This window comes from Plesiomonas sp. ISS29 (assembly GCF_056522795.1).
Map to the genome: position 1 here is coordinate 2433059 of NZ_JAWRZQ010000001.1, position 17868 is coordinate 2450926.

Sequence of the window (17868 nt, forward strand, 5' to 3'; positions counted from 1 at the left end):
TGGCTGCTGCTTTATTTTATTATTTTACTCGCCATCCAACCCGCGAATTGATTTCACCGTGGCCCAACTGCGGCATGACGGGCAGTGCCAATACAACGCGTGTGATGTAAATCCACACTTTTGGCAGCGATAACGCGGTTTAGTGTTGATTTGTTCGGCCACCATACTTTGCAGTGAAGACAAGCTCTCTTTAGCTCGCCCCTCTTCTGCCTCGGCAAGATGGTACTGCATTAAGCGATGGAACAAACGCATGGTCGGGTGGCGCTGCAACTCTTTATTAATATAATTTTGTGCAACATCAATACCTTCGCTCTGCTCTAGCATATCAGCCAGCATCAGCTCAGCCATCGCGCCGGCGTTTGCATCACAACAACGCTCTAAAAAATGGCGCATCTGATCTGGTCGTTGCATTGCCTGATAACACTCATTAAGCATCGGCAACACTTCAGGAATAAAATCAATATCTTGTACTAATACACGCTCAAGCTCAGTAGCCGCTTTTGCGTACTCTGCTGCAGCCATGAATAAACGGCCCTGCATCAATGAAACTCGCGCACATAAGCGATCGGATTGTGCCGCTTTTTTTAAGTGGGTAGCAGCCTTATCAGGCAAGTTTTCAGCCATAAACTGCAACGCTAGTTCGCAGTGAAAGTGCGCGATATCCACATTCAGGGTATTTTTGCCCAGTTTCATTAACTTCTCAGCCATCTCTATCGCTTTTCCCCACTCACGGGTAGTTTGATAGATGGTAAGAAGCTGCTGCAATGCTGACTCACGAAAATCAGGCTCATCAATAAGCTGTGTAAACATATCTTCTGAACGATCATAAAAACCGGCCGCCAGATAATCTTTACCTAATTGCTGAATCGCTAATAGACGCTGATCAAAGGTTAATGATGCATTTTCAACCAAGGCCTGATGAATACGAATAGCGCGATCCACTTCGCCACGAGAGCGGAATAAGTTGCCTAACGTCAGATGTGCTTCAACCGTTCCACTGTCTTCTTTGAGCATATCAAGAAACAGATCAACAGCTTTATCCTGCTGATTGGAAAGCAGAAAGTTAACGCCGGCAACGTACTCACGCGAAAGACGGTTAACTTCCTGTTGTTCATCTTGCCGAGCACTTCTGCGCCCCATATACCAGCCATAGGCAGCGGCTATTGGTAGCAACAGAAACAACAGCTCAAGCATTGCGTTGGTTTCCTTATTTTTGCTCAGCCACTGGGGTTGCAGTAGCCTGCTGATCCAGTTGCTGTTGCTGGCGTTTAATTTGGCGATGAGCACGGCTCAAGCTAAAACGCACGCGCAGATAAAATAAACCGCAGATGATCCAGCCTAAAACAAAACCTGTACCAAATAGCATAGCCAATAAGGAAGAAAGACGGAACTCACCCTGTGCCAGTAAATAGTTAAACGTTACCAGCGTTTCATTCTGTGCACCTAACGTGACTCCAATAATGAAGACTGCCAGTGCAATCAAAAAACCAAGTAGATACTTCACATCAACATCCTCTGTGCTATCACAAATTTATGTAAATTATGCCAAAAAATAGGGTATCACAGCCACAGTGCAATATCGCCTATGATCTCAAAAATGCACACAATCTACAAAAGAAAACGGCATCCCGAAGGATGCCGTTTCAAATTAATCCGTTATGCGCCATGGTTTACACGGACATATTTACCCGCTCGCGCAACTCTTTACCCGGCTTAAAGTGAGGGACTTGTTTACCTTCCAACTCAACTTTATCACCGGTTTTCGGGTTACGACCAATCCGCGGCGCACGATAGTGAAGCGAGAAACTACCAAACCCACGGATCTCAATACGCTCGCCGCTGGCAAGTGTATCACCCATATGATCTAACATCTCTTTGATCGCATCTTCGACCACTTTCGCAGAAAGATGTGATTGCTGAGTAGTAAGCCTTTCAATTAATTCAGACTTGGTCATAGGCCCTCCGAGGTGGCTTATTCGCTTTACCATCGGGAAGCAGTAATCTGCCTCCCGAATTCGGTTAATTATTCGCCTTTAGCAGCTTTGAATGCTTCAGCCATTGCATTACCGAACGCAGCTTCATCCTGCTTGTTGTTCAGAGTTGCCATTGCTTCAGTTTCTTCAGCTTGGTCTTTCGCGCGAACAGACAGGTTTACAACGCGGTTCTTACGGTCAACACCGGTGAACTTCGCTTCAACTTCATCGCCAACGCTCAGAACTAAAGTTGCGTCTTCGATACGGTCACGAGATGCTTCAGAAGCACGCAGGTAGCCTTCAACGCCGTCAGTCAGCTCAACAGTAGCGCCTTTCGCATCAACTGCGGTTACTTTACCAGTAACAATAGCACCTTTCTTGTAAACAGACATGAAGTTGTTGAACGGATCTTCTTCCAGTTGCTTAACGCCCAGAGAGATACGCTCACGCTCTGCATCAACTTGCAGAACTACTGCTGCGATTTCGTCGCCTTTCTTGAATTCACGTACTGCTTCTTCGCCTGCAACGTTCCAGGAGATGTCAGACAGATGAACCAGACCGTCGATGCCGCCGTCCAGACCAATGAAGATACCGAAGTCAGTGATTGACTTGATCTTGCCTTCTACGCGGTCACCCTTAGCGTGGGTTTCTGCGAACAGCTGCCATGGGTTAGATTTGCACTGCTTCAGACCCAGGGAGATACGACGACGCTCTTCGTCGATGTCAAGAACCATAACTTCAACAACATCACCTACGTTAACAACTTTAGATGGGTGGATGTTCTTGTTGGTCCAATCCATTTCTGAAACGTGTACCAGACCTTCAACGCCTTCTTCGATTTCTACGAAGCAGCCGTAATCAGTCAGGTTAGTTACACGGCCAGTCAGACGAGTGCTTTCTGGGTAACGCTTAGCGATAGCAACCCATGGATCTTCACCCAGTTGCTTCAGGCCCAGAGAAACACGAGTGCGCTCGCGGTCAAACTTCAGCACTTTAACAGTGATTTCGTCGCCAACGTTCACGATTTCGCTTGGATGCTTAACGCGCTTCCATGCCATATCAGTGATGTGCAGCAGGCCATCAACGCCGCCCAAGTCAACGAATGCACCGTAGTCAGTCAGGTTCTTAACGATACCCTTAACTTCCATGCCTTCTTGCAGGTTTTCTAGCAGCTGATCACGCTCTTGGCTGTTCTCAGATTCGATAACTGCACGACGAGAAACAACAACGTTGTTACGCTTTTGATCCAGCTTGATTACTTTGAACTCAAGCTCTTTGTATTCTAGGTGAGTAGTGTCACGAACTGGACGAACGTCTACCAGTGAACCTGGCAGGAACGCACGGATACCGTTCAGTTCAACAGTGAAACCACCTTTCACCTTGCCGTTAATCACACCGATAACGGTTGCAGCTTCTTCGTATGCTTTTTCCAGCATCAGCCAAGCTTCGTGACGCTTAGCTTTTTCACGAGACAGCAGAGTCTCACCGAAGCCGTCTTCTACTGCGTCCAGTGCTACGTCAACTTCGTCACCGACGTTGATTTCCAGCTCACCCTGTGCGTTCTTGAACTGTTCAGCTGGGATTGCAGACTCGGACTTCAGGCCAGCATCAACCAGAACGATGCCGTTCTGAATAGCGATAACAGTACCACGAACGATAGAACCTGGACGGGTTTCCAGTTCTTTTAGGGACTCTTCAAAGAGTTGAGCAAAAGATTCAGTCATGTTTATTAATCTTCACTAATGAAAGATAACTACCATTTAACGTCCTGCTAAATGGGGTTGCTTTAAAATAGCTCGCCGCATCCATGCAGTCCGCTGATAGAACATGCCAATATAACAAAAAAGCGAGACAACAGCAAAATATGCGTAAAACACCGGCTTAACGCTTCAGTGTTTTTCTGACATATTCCATTGCCGTTTCAATGACTTGTTCTATTGGCATTTCAGTCGAATCCAGTAACAGTGCGTCATCGGCAGCAATCAGCGGTGCAACCGCTCGATTACGATCACGGTGATCGCGTTCACGGATTTCGACTAAGAGGCGCTCAAAGTTAACATCAAACCCTTTCGCCTGCAACTGCAACATACGACGCTGTGCTCGCTCTTCTGCGCTGGCATCTAAAAATATCTTTACCGGTGCATCAGGGAAAACAACAGTACCCATGTCGCGGCCATCAGCAATCAGGCCAGGAGCGGTGCGAAAGGCGCGCTGACGGCGCAGCAGAGCTTCACGCACACGCGGAAATGCTGCCGCGCGCGAGGCAATGTTGCCGACCGTTTCAGTGCGGATTTCATGCGAAACATCTTCGCCTTCTAAAATCACACAGACTTGGCCGTCAATTGACTTAAATTGTACATCTAGATGTGCTGCCAACGGCACTAAGGCATCTTCTGATTCAATATCAATGTGATGATGCAATGCGGCCATGGCCAGTACGCGATAAATCGCGCCTGAATCAAGTAAATGCCAACCCAGTTGTTCAGCCAGTGCTTTGCACAATGTGCCTTTACCTGCACCACTTGGGCCATCAACTGTAATGACGGGATTGACAGAGTTCGCATTGAACTGCGTGTGGTCTGACATGGCATCCTCCGTTAAGTTCCGCTTAATACGCCGCATAAATAACGAAAAAAGTACCGGCATTCAGTGTGCTGGTAGTCTTTTGTCGGGCGCTATGTTGCGCGGGATTATACTGGAAAAGTGAGGTTATCCGAAGAAGATGCAGGAAATTAAACGCCAGTATTCATAAATGGATTAGAGGAAATAACACTGAACCCGTTTCTATCCCGCAAACAGTATGCTTTTTGCACTTACGCTCAGCTTTTATTATAAATAGGCTATAAATCAGTATGTTACTTATTAGCATTGATTGTATTCAATTTTATTGAAGCGATATGAGTACGTATAAATATGTATAGGTATGTAATAGAAGCGTAAACAGCGGTAATAGCAGTCATCTGCTTAGATGACTGCGGTAAGGATGAAAACAAGAATACCCACCACGCTAACAGGTCTATTCCTGCGCTAAGGTATGAAAGCGCTGGAAATAGTCGGGGAATGTTTTAGAGGTGCATGCCGGATCAAGAATGGTGACTGGCGTATCTGACAATGCAACGAGTGAAAAGCACATGGCCATACGGTGATCATTATAGGTTTCAATGCTGGCATGCTGTAAAACTGCAGGGGGTACGATGCGAATATAGTCATGCCCCTCTTCAACCGTTGCGCCAACTTTGCGCAGTTCAGCCGCCATTGCCGCTAAGCGATCTGTCTCTTTAACCCGCCAGTTATATACGTTACGGATACAAGTTTCCCCCTGTGCAAACAGGGCTGTGGTGGCAATGGTCATGGCCGCATCAGGGATGTGGTTCATGTCTAAATCAATGCCTTTTAATTCACCGCGCTGGCACTCAACATAGTCATCTGCCCAGCGAATTGTCGCGCCCATTTTTTCAAGCACATCAGCAAATTTCACATCACCCTGCACGCTGTTGCGGCCAATACCGGTAACGCGGATTGTACCGCCTTTTATTGCCGCAGCCGCCAAGAAGTATGAGGCGGAAGAGGCATCGCCTTCCACCAAATAATGCTCTGGCGAAAGGTATTGTTGCCGACCTTGTATGTGGAAAACCTGATAGTTTTCGTGTGTTATCTGTACACCAAATACCGCCATGATATGCAGGGTGATATCAATGTAGGGCTTTGAGACCAGTTCACCTTGAATGTGCAGTTTGGTATCACCGTTAAACAGGGGTGCTGCCATCAGAAAAGCGGTGAGGAACTGGCTAGACACTGAGCCATCAATGGTGATTTTCCCGCCCTGAAGACCTTTTCCATGGATCAGTAACGGCGGGTAGTTTTCCTGCTCAAGATACTGAATATCGGCTCCAGCTTGACGCAAAGCATCAACCAAATGCCCTATCGGGCGCTCTTTCATGCGCGGCTCACCGGTAAGAATAACACTGCCTGTACCAAGGCTCAGTGCGGCAGCTAGCGGCCGCATTGCCGTGCCAGCATTGCCCAAAAAAAGCGTTAATGGCGAGGAGTCAGTGCTGGCCGGTAATGTAAAAGTATGGCCTATCCCCTGCACATCACAGATTGTGCGATCATCCGACAGGTGGTAAGTCACACCCAATGCGGTGAGTGCACTGAGCATGTGCCGCACATCATCGCTATCGAGTAAATTAGTCAGGCGGGTTGTGCCTTTTGCCAAGGCAGCAAGTAGCAGCGCTCGGTTTGATACACTTTTTGAACCAGGCAGGTTAATGGTGCCGCTGACGTGTGGTATTGGGTTGAGGGTTAACGAATCCATACTGATTTTCTCGTACTCCTGCACATCTATTTGCTGTTATTTATGGTTATTTTATATGTCACTATTATGTGGCTAATTGGCTGTTTTAGTTTGAAATGCCACAATAAAAGTTGCCCGTATTGCAGTCAATACGGGGGTTGTTCAAGCCAGTAGCGGCGTTAATGCATCAATAAACCGCTGGTTTTCGTGCGGCAAACCGATACTGACACGCAGGTGATTTGGCATGCCATAACCGACTATCGGGCGCACAATAACGCCTTGTTGTAGCAGTTGCTGATAGAGAGGCGCAGCTGGCTGCCCCATATCCAACGTAATAAAATTCCCTAATGAAGGAATATAGGCAATGCCTTTTTGCTGGCAAAAAGTGATCAGTTGTTGCATACCCTGACGGTTATTTTCAACTGAAGCAACCAGATAAGCGTCATCGGCCAGTACGGTTTGTGCGGCCAGCAATGCTAGGCTGCTACAATTGAATGGCTGGCGCAAGCGGTTGAGTAATCCGGCAACATCAGGGTGAGAGACAGCATAGCCGATGCGTAAACCCGCCAAGCCATACGCTTTAGAGAAAGTACGGCAAACAATCAGATTCGGGAATTTGGCCACCCATTCAATAGAGGGTGAACGGCGCGCCTGCGGCACAAATTCGGTATAGGCTTCATCCAGTACCACCATAACGTGCGGCGGAACTTGCTGTAAAAAATCAGCCAATTCAGCCGTTTCCAGAAAAGTGCCGGTTGGGTTATTTGGGTTGGCGATAAAAATCAGTTTAGTTTTGGCCGTAATTGCCGCCAGCATGGCACTGAGATCGTGCCCCCACTCGCGCGCAGGTACAACAACGGCATGGGCATTGAGCGCCTGCACCACCAGCGGGTACACAATAAAGGCATGCTGAGCATAAATGACTTCATCTTGTTCACTGACAAATACCCGGGCAATCATCTCCAGCAGATCATTTGAGCCATTACCCAGTGTGATCTGAGCTTCTTGCGTGCCAAAGTGAGCCGCCAGTGTCTGCTTTAGGTAAAATCCATTGGCATCAGGATAACGACTCAAATCACTCAGAGCTTGTGTGAGCGCCTGCTGTACTGACGGGGCTAATCCGAGCGGGTTCTCATTTGAGGCAAGTTTGATGATATTGCTGATCCCCAGCTCACGCTCTAGCTCCTCTACCGGCTTACCAGCCTGATACGGCGATAACCCGCGAATGCCAGTATTTACATATGCAGTAAAGTCACAACTCATGCGGTTTCTACTCCTTTTCCCTGATGCTATCCGTAAAAAGTTACTCACTCCGTTATATCGGGTTATCGGTTTTCTGGCGAGTATAATTATGCAAAAACAGCAGCATTAAGGGGAAAGAAAACCGTGCAACAGACGCAGGCCGCAATCAGTATCAATAGATACGGCATATGACAGATATAGGCAAAACCATCTTGTCTTATTTTCTCATCTATTGAGAATGGTAACTACTTCCCCTATGTGCTATTGATAAAATCATTAAATAGACGCTGTTTAACGAATTTTATACTGAATACAAGGCAACGCATAAGATGAATAAACAACAAGTTGGTGTGATCGGTATGGCCGTAATGGGCAGCAATCTTGCCCGTAATTTGGCAAGCCGCGGGTTCTCGGTGGCAATATTTAACCGATCTTTTTTACGTACGCAGGAAGTGCTTGATTCACACCCTGACGCCGGTTTAGTGCCGTATGAGCATCTGGCTGATTTCGTCGCCAATATTGAGACTCCGCGCAAAATCATTCTGATGGTGAAAGCCGGTGAGCCTACCGACGATACGTTGGCGGCATTAACGCCACTACTCAGTATCGGTGATATTGTCGTCGACGGCGGCAATACTTATTTCCTTGATACCGAGCGACGTGCGGCAATGCTTGCCGAACACGGTATTAACTTTATCGGAACCGGTATTTCCGGCGGTGAAGAGGGTGCGCTACGCGGGCCTTCTATTATGCCAAGTGGGGATAAAGAGGCTTATCAGCATATTGCACCTATATTGGGTAAGATTGCCGCACAATATGAGGGTGAGCCTTGTGTTACCTATATCGGTACCGGCGGTGCTGGGCACTATGTAAAAATGGTGCATAACGGCATTGAGTACGGTGATATGCAACTTATCACCGAAGCCTATGCACTGCTGAAATACGGGTTAAAACTCTCAAATGATCAGATGGCTGATATTTTCCATGAGTGGAATCAGGGCGAACTAAACAGCTATCTGATTGAGATTACAGCAGATATTTTGCGTAAAAAAGATCCGTTAACCGGTGAGTATCTGCTAGATGTGATCCTCGATGCCGCAGGCAATAAAGGCACAGGCAAATGGACTAGCCAGAGCGCATTGGATCTTGGTGTACCCTTGAGCCTGATCACTGAATCGGTGTTTGCCCGTTATTTATCGGCACTGAAAGAGCAGCGAGTCAAAGCCAGCCGACTATTATCTGGCCCTGTAAATCAGCAACTTAACGGCAATCAAGATGATCTGATTGAGCAAATTCGCCAAGGGCTGTATCTGAGCAAAATCATTTCATACGCACAAGGCTTTGCCCAGTTACAGCAAGCCTCTGAAACATATCACTGGAATTTGCCATTAGGGGAAATTGCCAAAATTTTCCGTGCAGGCTGCATTATCCGCGCCCAATTTTTGCAAAAAATTGCTGAAGCCTACCAACAGGGTGCTGTTCTAGATAACCTGCTGATTGCGCCTTATTTCCAGCAAGCCGCCGACCGTTATCAAGCTTCACTGCGTAATATTACCGCTCAGGCAATTTTGCACGGTATTGCCGTACCGACATTCTCTTCAGCCATTGCCTATTACGACAGCTACCGCAGTGCGGTATTACCGGCTAATCTGATTCAGGCCCAGCGTGACTACTTTGGCGCGCATACTTATCAGCGCCTTGATCGGGAAGGGATTTACCACACCACTGATTGGCAAAAGCCCTGATATTACAATTGAATAATACATAACGAAAAAGGCGCTTTATCCGCGCCTTTTTTATGTTTGTTACTTTATTGTTTTATCGATTTCCAAGGCACAAATTATGCGTGGCGACGGGCAAAATCATCCATAAAGTTCACCAGCGCCTGCACCCCTTCGATTGGCATCGCATTATAGATAGAAGCCCGCATACCGCCGACGATCCGGTGGCCTTTTAGCGCATGTAAACCAGCCTCAAATGACTCTGTCAAAAATAGAGCATCCAACTCTGCTGACGGCAACGTAAACGGTACGTTCATCCAAGAGCGGTTATCAGGATGTACATCATTTTGGTAAAAATCAGACTGATCAATATAACCGTACAGCAATTCTGCTTTCGCCTGATTGCGCTGCCCCATCGCCGCGATACCGCCATGCGTTTTCAGCCACTTAAAGACTAGCCCTGATAAATACCATGCAAAGGTCGGTGGCGTATTGAACATCGAATCATTCTCAAACAGCACACGATAACCCAACACGGAAGGCAGCATGTTCTGGGCGCGATCAAGTAAATCATCACGCACAATCACCAGAGTTAACCCAGAAGGGCCGATATTTTTCTGTGCTCCGGCATAAATGACTCCATAACGGCTCACATCAATCGGGCGGGATAAAAGAGTCGATGACATATCGGCCACCACAATCTTATCGCCAAAATCTGGTTGCTCGTGGATCTCTAAGCCATCGATGGTTTCATTCGGGCAGTAGTGTACAAATGCCGCATCGGCCGACAGCGCCCACTCACGCATAGGTTTTACCGCGCGTAAGCCATCACGCCGCTCGGTGATATCCAACACATTTGGTGTGCAATATTTTTTGGCTTCTTTGATAGCACTGTGCGCCCAGTAGCCGCCATCGACATAATCGGCATGCGTGGCATCACCCAACAGGTTCAACGGCACGGCGGCAAATTGCGCACGCGCCCCACCCTGACAAAACAACACTTTATAGTTATCAGGAATAACGAGCAGATCTCGCAGATCTTGCTCCGCCTGACTTGCAACGGCCATAAACTGTTTACTGCGATGGCTGATCTCCATCACCGAGGTACCCAGATCATGCCAGTTAATTAACTCTTGCTGTGCTTGTTTCAGCACATCAGCCGGTAACATTGCGGGGCCTGCGCTGAAATTAAATACCTGTTGCATAATAAGAACCTGTCCTAATGTTAGCGTTAATTATCCATATCCCATGACGCGGTTTTATCACTGAGCAAATTTTCATGCAAATGCTTTACACCGCTGCGGCTTTTTTTTCGATGTGAATTCTAACAATGACACTACATCTATTTACAATTTCAAAACACTCACTTCGCTAATCTAGGCTATATTCTTATGGCATTCCTGACCCACGATTTTATCACCAGAAAGTGCTTATAGGTTTATACCACCAAGGAGCCATGATGAAACGTTCTGTATTGTTCGCTATCACTGCCCTAACATTATCCTCTTCTGCTTTTGCTGCCGATACCCTGACCGATGCCGCAAGTGCAGCTATGTCTTCGGTGCAAGATGCAGCCACTTCTGTTGCGGATGCCGCAAAATCAATGAAAGATAAAATGGTTCCCGAATCACCAAAGACACCGGTTGCACAGTGGACATGTGAAGATTTTCTTGCACTTGATGAGTCTTTTCGCCCGAATGCGGTCTATTTTGCGGAAGGTTTTAATCAGAAGGATAAGCCTGAAGAGGCAATGCTCGATGTTGCCGGTGTAGAACAGGTGATCCCGATGGTAGTTGAAGCGTGCGGTAAAGACCCGAAAATGCATTTTGTAAAACAAGTTGAGCAAACCCAGCATGCTCAGCACAACAAAATGCCGTAACCGATGCTGATGTAATAAAAAAAGGGATGTCGCACTAATGCGGCATCCCTTTTTATCGGTTTATGTTCAAACAATGCTTAAGTATTTACTCAGCTGTTTGATCGCTATCTGTTGCCTGATTATCTGTAGCTTGAGTGCTCTCTTGTGCAAGATCAGTAGTATCTGCATCGCTGCTTTCACTGTCAGTTGCATCAAGATCAGTGTCATCAAGATCTTCATCATCCGCATCAAGAATACGCTGTAAACCGACAACATGCTCTTGTTCAGAGGTACGGATTAAGGTCACACCTTGGGTATTACGACCCACAATGCTCACCTCTTTCACGCGCGTACGAACCAGCGTTCCGGCATCGGTAATGATCATGATTTGATCACTTTCAGCCACCTGAACCGCGCCAACTACCAGACCATTACGCTCGCTAACTTTAATCGAGATAACACCCTGTGTTGCACGTGATTTAGTTGGATATTCAGCCGACGCGGTACGCTTACCATAACCATTTGCGGTTACGGTTAAGATTTCGCCTTCGCCCTGCGGAATAATCAGCGAAACAACGTTATCACGCTCGCTCAACTTGATACCACGAACGCCCGTTGCTGTACGGCCCATAGGTCGCACCTGATCTTCAAGGAAGCGAACCACTTTACCTTCGGCGGAGAACAGCATCACTTCATTCTGGCCGTCAGTCAAATCAACACCGATCAGGGTATCGTCATCATTCAGGTTCAGCGCAATGATACCGGCGCTACGCGGACGGCTAAAATCAGTCAGCGGAGTCTTTTTCACTGTACCGTTTGCCGTTGCCATGAAGATGTATTTATCTTCTTCATATTCACGAACCGGCAAAATAGCGGTGATCCGCTCGTTCTCTTCTAATGGCAGCAAGTTCACAATTGGGCGACCACGCGCACCACGGCTGGCCAATGGCAGCTGGTACACTTTCAGCCAGTACAAACGGCCACGGCTAGAGAAGCACAAGATAGTATCGTGAGTATTGGCCACCAGCAGCCGTTCGATGAAATCTTCTTCTTTCATCTTGGTTGCTGATTTACCCTTACCACCACGACGCTGCGCTTCATACTCGGTCAGCGGCTGATACTTCACATACCCTTCGTGCGATAGCGTAACAACCACATCTTCCTGATTAATCAGATCTTCAATGTTGATGTCGGCACTGTTAGCAGTAATTTCGGTACGACGCTTATCACCAAACTGATCACGAATGCTGTTCAGCTCTTCGCAAATCACTTCCATCAGACGAGCAGGATTTTGCAGGATATACAGCAGTTCGGCGATCTGCGCGAGCAGTGCTTTGTACTCATCCAGCAGTTTTTCATGCTCAAGACCGGTCAGCTTGTGTAAACGCAGATCCAAAATAGCCTGCGCTTGTTGCTCGGTCAGGAAATATTGGTTATCACGAATACCAAACTCAGCATCTAGCCAATCAGGGCGTGCGGCATCAACACCGGCTGCTTCCAACATTACCGAAACATGCCCTAAATCCCAACCACGTGCAACTAACGCAGCTCTTGCTTCTGCTGGCGTAGGGGTACGGCGGATCAGCTCAATAATCTCATCGATATTCGCCAGAGCAACAGCTAAGCCTTCCAAGATATGTGCGCGATCACGGGCTTTACGCAACTCATACACCGTACGGCGGGTAACCACTTCACGGCGGTGCAGCACGAACGCTTCGAGCATATCTTTGAGGTTCAGCAGCTTTGGCTGGCCTTGACTCAGTGCCACCATGTTGATACCAAACGTGGTTTGCAACTGGGTTTGTGAGTACAGATTATTCAGTACCACTTCACCGACTGCATCACGCTTGATCTCAATCACAATGCGCATACCGTCTTTATCAGACTCGTCACGCAGTGCACTGATGCCTTCAACTTTTTTATCTTTTACCAGCTCAGCAATTTTCTCAATCAGCCGCGCTTTGTTCACCTGATAAGGAATTTCGTGAACAATAATTGTTTCACGGCCGGTTTTCTCATCGGCTTCCACATCGGCACGTGCACGCATGTACACTTTACCGCGACCAGTGCGGTAAGCATCTTCAATACCCTTACGGCCATTGATAATTGCCGCAGTCGGGAAATCAGGGCCTGGAATATGTACCATCAACTCATCAATGGTAATTTCTGGGTTTTCAATATACGCCAGACAACCGTCGATCACTTCTGTGAGGTTGTGTGGAGGAATATTGGTCGCCATACCTACGGCAATCCCCGATGAACCATTCACCAGCAGGTTCGGGATTTTAGTCGGCAGCACAGCAGGAATTTGCTCGCTACCGTCGTAGTTAGGCACGTAGTCAACGGTTTCTTTATCCAGATCAGCCAGTAATTCATGGGCAATCTTAGACATACGGACTTCGGTATAACGCATTGCAGCGGCGGAGTCGCCGTCAATCGAACCAAAGTTACCCTGACCGTCAACCAACATATAACGCAGGGAAAATGGCTGCGCCATACGCACAATAGTGTCATAAACAGCACTATCACCATGTGGGTGATATTTACCGATTACATCACCGACCACACGGGCCGATTTCTTATAAGGTTTGTTCCAGTCATTACCGAGTACGCTCATCGCGTACAACACACGGCGGTGAACCGGCTTAAGGCCGTCACGCACATCTGGTAAGGCTCGTCCGACAATCACGGACATTGCGTAGTCCAGATAGGAGCTTTTCAGCTCTTCTTCGATATTGACCGGCGTGATTTCTTTGGCTAGGTCGCTCATGGCGCCACATTCCCTCAGCTAATTGTCGTCTGACCGGATGAAAAAGGTGTAAGACTATACCATAAAAGCAAACTTTACGCCCAGTGTATAAAAAACAAGACACGCACGACCGCGCTACAAAACCGCAGCCACAATAGCAGAAACTGCTAGGCTACCTGCATTTGTACACGCCATCTATTCACCAAAATTTGTAAATTCCGGCAATCTGCCCGCGGCAGATATTTATCTGCGGCAGATCAGGTATAATTGTCATAATAATAATGTATGAAGGGATGCGTTTTATCCATGCAAAACAATCGTAATGTTGATGATCACGAAATCGCCAAATTTGAAGCCGTTGCCTCAACCTGGTGGGATCTCGAAGGTGAATTTAAGCCGTTACACCGCATTAATCCGCTGCGCCTTAGCTATATTCTTGATGCCACTGAAGGTGTATTTGGCAAAAAAGTGCTCGATGTGGGTTGTGGTGGCGGTATTCTATCGGAAAGCTTGGCGCGTGAAGGTGCGAAGGTCACCGGGCTGGATATGGGCACAGAGCCGCTGCAAATAGCGCGCCTGCATGCACTGGAAAGCGGCGTGGATATCAACTACATACAACAAACGGTTGAGGAGCACGCCGATCAACATGCGGGCCAGTATGACATTGTTACCTGTATGGAGATGTTAGAGCATGTGCCTGACCCTGAGTCTGTCGTCCGCGCCTGTGCACGCTTGGTCAAACCGAAAGGTCATGTCTTTTTCTCAACCATAAACCGCAATCCAAAATCATTTTTATTTGCGATAGTCGGCGCAGAGTACCTGTTACGCATGGTGCCTAAAGGCACACACAACTTTAAAAAATTCATCCGCCCGTCAGAGTTGTTGCACTGGATTGATGCTACACCGCTGCGTGAACAAGATATTATGGGGATCACCTTTAACCCACTGCTCAATCAGTTCTCACTGCGAAAAGATATCGACGTTAACTACATGATCCATACCCGTCGCGACGATCTTGCATGATCCGCTGGCTATTTAGGTACACGCACTCGCTACTTTTGTACACACAATAGCCTCGATATCGTGAATGCCGTAGTAGCCGGAACTGCGTAAACCCCGATGATCCTGTTATAGCAAAATTTGATCTGCTGCATGTTTATCCGGTTTGCATAAAAGCTGTGCGAACTGCTTCAGATCAAAAATTTTTTTTTCTGATGGGATAATTTTAATAAAAAAAACTTGCATTTTTAAGAAGCGAAATATGCTGTTTATGTCAAAGTAAGTGACTACTCACAACACTGAGATGCAACGCAGTTATCCACAAGATTAAGGTTTTCTGTACACTTGCATCTACGGCAATACCTCACTATCTTGTTATGCAATTCTCGTAGACACCCCATATGTTGTGTTACATGCTTATTCCTCTCTGTCAAGCACAGAGCGCGATAACATGTGATTTTGTTCGTATTGTGCGTATCTGATTATCGCATTGCGTACTCTCAGGCACCGCAATACAGCACGGCAAAAACGCGGCACAACATAACGAGCGTGTACTGTGTTACCCACTTTCTACATTACATTGGCTGAATAAAAGAACTATGACTCAATCTCTGCTAGTAACTAAACGTGACGGACGCGAAGAGCGCATTGATCTGGACAAAATCCATCGGGTCATTACATGGGCGGCTGAAGGTCTTAACAATGTGTCGGTTTCGCAGGTTGAATTACGTTCGCACATTCAGTTTTACAATGGGATCAAAACCGAAAATATCCACGAAACCATCATCAAGGCTGCTGCAGATCTGATCTCGCGTGAATCGCCTGATTATCAGTATCTGGCCGCGCGTCTAGCTATTTTCCATCTGCGTAAAAAAGCCTATGGCCAGTTTGAGCCGCCGGCACTGTACACCCATGTCAAAAACATGGTGGCATTAGGCAAATACGACGCTGAATTGCTGGAGAATTACAGCGAAGAAGAATTTTCGCTGATGGATGAGTTTTTGGATCATTGGCGCGATATGAACTTCTCATATGCTGCGGTAAAGCAGTTAGAGGGGAAATATCTGGTACAAAACCGTGTCAGTGGAAAAATTTATGAGAGCGCTCAATTCCTGTACATCTTAGTTGCGGCTTGTTTATTTGCAAACTATCCGCGTGAAACGCGCCTTGATTATATCCGCCGTTTCTATGATGCGATCTCAACATTCAAGATCTCACTGCCTACACCGATTATGTCTGGTGTACGCACCCCAACCCGCCAGTTCAGCTCATGTGTGCTGATCGAATGCGGTGATAGCCTTGACTCTATCAACGCCACATCCAGTGCAATTGTTAAATATGTCTCACAGCGTGCGGGCATCGGCATTAATGCCGGCCGCATTCGTGCTCTGGGCAGTGAAATTCGTGGTGGGGAAGCATTCCATACCGGCTGTATTCCTTTTTATAAGCACTTCCAAAGTGCAGTGAAATCGTGCTCACAGGGCGGCGTACGCGGTGGTGCGGCAACACTGTTCTACCCGTTATGGCATCTGGAAGTAGAAGATCTGCTGGTACTGAAAAATAACCGCGGTGTTGAAGAGAACCGTGTCCGTCATATGGATTACGGCGTACAAATCAACAAACTGATGTATCAGCGTCTGATTAAAGGCGGCAACATTACCCTGTTCAGCCCGTCAGATGTACCGGGTTTGTATGATGCATTCTTTATGGATCAGGGCAAATTCGAACAGCTGTATACCCAGTATGAGCAAGACAGCAGTATCCGTAAAAAGAGTGTTAAGGCTCTGGATCTGTTCTCACTGATGATGCAAGAACGTGCCTCTACCGGCCGGATTTATATCCAAAACGTTGATCACTGCAACACGCACAGCCCGTTTGATTCGCATGTTGCCCCGATTCGCCAATCAAACTTGTGTCTGGAAATTGCACTGCCAACCAAGCCGATGGATGATGTGAATGATGAACAGGGTGAAATTGCACTTTGTACATTATCTGCGTTCAATCTGGGTGCTATCAGCAGCCTTGATGAGCTTGAAGAGCTGGCTGACTTGGCTGTTCGTGCACTCGATTCACTGCTCGATTACCAAGACTACCCAATTCCGGCCGCGCAACGGGGTTCAATGGGCCGCCGAACACTGGGAATTGGCGTGATTAACTACGCCTACTATTTGGCGAAAAACGGTGTACGTTACTCTGATGGCAGTGCCAATGATCTGACTCACCGCACCTTTGAAGCGGTGCAATACTTCCTGCTAAAAGCATCGAACAAGCTGGCAAAAGAGCAAGGTGCTTGCCCGTGGTTTAATGAAACCACCTATTCACAGGGTATTTTGCCGATTGATACCTATAAAAAAGATCTGGATCTGTTAACCAAAGAGCCGTTGCACTATGACTGGGAAACACTGCGCCACGAGATTAAAACTCACGGTTTGCGTAACTCTACCCTGTCGGCACTGATGCCATCAGAGACTTCATCACAAATTTCGAACGCAACTAACGGTATCGAACCGCCGCGTGGCCACATCAGTGTGAAGGCCTCTAAAGACGGGATCTTAAAGCAAGTTGTGCCTGAATATGATGAACTGCAAAACGCCTACGAGCTGCTGTGGGATATTCCGAACAATGACGGTTACTTGCATATTGTCGGGATAATCCAGAAGTTTATCGATCAGTCAATTTCGGCAAACACCAACTATGATCCGTCCCGTTTCCCGGGCCAGAAAGTACCGATGAAGCAGCTGCTAAAAGATCTGCTGACCGCGTACAAATATGGTGTTAAAACACTATACTATCAAAACACCCGTGACGGCGCTGACGATCTGCAAGATGACATGATGCCATCAGCAACTGATGATGATTGCGAAAGCGGCGCATGCAAAATCTAACGGCATGATCAGAGCTTAGACGGAAAGGATCGCCTTCTCATCAAATGCGATCCTTTTTTATTTTTGAGTATCAGAGATGATCATTTTTTTGGATGTAAGAAAACACTCAGGGCGCTATACTCTGCAGCTCTGTTTTCTTTCAGAACA

The 17868-nt window shown here is 47.2% G+C and carries 13 protein-coding genes; 4 read left to right on the forward strand and 9 right to left on the reverse strand.

The features are described from left to right. Positions 1 to 24: 24 nt before the first annotated feature. The 7 genes from lapB to hisC all read right to left on the reverse strand — a co-directional run bounded on the left by lapB (position 25) and on the right by hisC (position 7530). Positions 25 to 1194, reverse strand: a complete 1170-nt coding sequence (lapB, locus tag AC1HDJ_RS10905; protein ID WP_479535841.1) for a lipopolysaccharide assembly protein LapB — start codon at positions 1192 to 1194, stop codon at positions 25 to 27. Between the two features lie 13 nt (positions 1195 to 1207). Beyond that, positions 1208 to 1504: a LapA family protein gene (locus tag AC1HDJ_RS10910; protein WP_479535842.1), complete on the reverse strand. Its 297-nt coding sequence runs from the start codon at positions 1502 to 1504 to the stop codon at positions 1208 to 1210. A gap of 166 nt (positions 1505 to 1670) precedes the next feature. Continuing rightward, a complete protein-coding gene (gene ihfB / locus AC1HDJ_RS10915; protein WP_479535843.1) occupies positions 1671 to 1955 on the reverse strand; it encodes an integration host factor subunit beta in 285 nt (94 codons plus the stop codon). A gap of 68 nt (positions 1956 to 2023) precedes the next feature. Continuing rightward, positions 2024 to 3697, reverse strand: a complete 1674-nt coding sequence (rpsA, locus tag AC1HDJ_RS10920; protein ID WP_438621863.1) for a 30S ribosomal protein S1 — start codon at positions 3695 to 3697, stop codon at positions 2024 to 2026. Between the two features lie 157 nt (positions 3698 to 3854). Then, entirely contained in the window at positions 3855 to 4559 is a 705-nt protein-coding gene (gene cmk / locus AC1HDJ_RS10925) for a (d)CMP kinase (protein WP_479535844.1), read from the reverse strand. Between the two features lie 430 nt (positions 4560 to 4989). Then, positions 4990 to 6288 carry a 3-phosphoshikimate 1-carboxyvinyltransferase gene (gene aroA, locus AC1HDJ_RS10930; RefSeq protein ID WP_479535845.1) on the reverse strand — a complete coding sequence of 433 codons (1299 nt, stop codon included), beginning with the start codon at positions 6286 to 6288 and terminating at the stop codon, positions 4990 to 4992. Positions 6289 to 6429: 141 nt separating this feature from the next. After that, a complete protein-coding gene (hisC, locus tag AC1HDJ_RS10935; RefSeq protein ID WP_479535846.1) occupies positions 6430 to 7530 on the reverse strand; it encodes a histidinol-phosphate transaminase in 1101 nt (366 codons plus the stop codon). Positions 7531 to 7838: 308 nt separating this feature from the next. Here hisC and gndA point away from each other — a divergent pair, with 308 nt between their 5' ends. After that, positions 7839 to 9254 (forward strand): NADP-dependent phosphogluconate dehydrogenase, encoded by a 1416-nt coding sequence (gene gndA, locus AC1HDJ_RS10940; RefSeq protein ID WP_479535847.1) that lies wholly within the window; start codon positions 7839 to 7841, stop codon positions 9252 to 9254. Between the two features lie 95 nt (positions 9255 to 9349). On the opposite strand, the gene serC is transcribed toward gndA, so the two are convergent. Next, positions 9350 to 10435: a 3-phosphoserine/phosphohydroxythreonine transaminase gene (gene serC / locus AC1HDJ_RS10945; RefSeq protein ID WP_479535848.1), complete on the reverse strand. Its 1086-nt coding sequence runs from the start codon at positions 10433 to 10435 to the stop codon at positions 9350 to 9352. A 347-nt stretch (positions 10436 to 10782) separates the two neighbouring features. On the opposite strand from serC, the gene hdeA reads away from it, so the two are divergent. Beyond that, entirely contained in the window at positions 10783 to 11109 is a 327-nt protein-coding gene (hdeA, locus tag AC1HDJ_RS10950) for an acid-activated periplasmic chaperone HdeA (protein ID WP_479537103.1), read from the forward strand. A gap of 85 nt (positions 11110 to 11194) precedes the next feature. Here hdeA and gyrA read toward each other — a convergent pair whose 3' ends face one another. Continuing rightward, positions 11195 to 13858: a DNA topoisomerase (ATP-hydrolyzing) subunit A gene (gyrA, locus tag AC1HDJ_RS10955; RefSeq protein WP_479535849.1), complete on the reverse strand. Its 2664-nt coding sequence runs from the start codon at positions 13856 to 13858 to the stop codon at positions 11195 to 11197. A gap of 285 nt (positions 13859 to 14143) precedes the next feature. Between gyrA and ubiG the strand changes: the two genes are divergently transcribed. Together ubiG and nrdA are read left to right on the forward strand one after the other, a co-directional pair. Further along, positions 14144 to 14860, forward strand: a complete 717-nt coding sequence (ubiG, locus tag AC1HDJ_RS10960) for a bifunctional 2-polyprenyl-6-hydroxyphenol methylase/3-demethylubiquinol 3-O-methyltransferase UbiG (RefSeq protein WP_479535850.1) — start codon at positions 14144 to 14146, stop codon at positions 14858 to 14860. A 575-nt stretch (positions 14861 to 15435) separates the two neighbouring features. Beyond that, entirely contained in the window at positions 15436 to 17721 is a 2286-nt protein-coding gene (gene nrdA, locus AC1HDJ_RS10965) for a class 1a ribonucleoside-diphosphate reductase subunit alpha (protein ID WP_479535851.1), read from the forward strand. Positions 17722 to 17868 lie beyond the last annotated feature (147 nt).